Below are 226 nucleotides of genomic sequence, written 5' to 3'. Positions count from 1 at the left end.
CATCTTTGAGTAAACCCAGCAGTGCTTCAACTACCTGTGGCGAGGCGTTGCCCAAGTTGCCCAATGCTTCAGCAGCAGAGTAACGCACAATCTTACTCTCATCTTTGAGTACACTCAGCAGTGCTTCAACTACCTCTGGCGAGGCGTTGCCCAACTTGCCCAATGCAACAACAGCAGGGTTACGCACATTATCACTATCATCTTTGAGTAAACCCAGCAGTGCTTC

At 49.6% G+C, this 226-nt stretch carries 1 protein-coding gene; it reads right to left on the bottom strand.

Features of this window, described 5'->3' with window-relative positions; genetic code table 11:
• The coding region (locus ABF638_RS38560) for a HEAT repeat domain-containing protein (RefSeq protein WP_435027978.1) at positions 1-226 on the bottom strand (226 nt) is incomplete at both ends.

The organism is Nostoc sp. CALU 1950 (assembly GCF_051172895.1).
In the GTDB taxonomy this organism is placed as follows: Bacteria; Cyanobacteriota; Cyanobacteriia; order Cyanobacteriales; family Nostocaceae; genus Nostoc; species Nostoc edaphicum_A.
Note: the sequence above shows the minus strand (reverse complement) of the source record. Positions and strands in the feature narration are given on the sequence as shown.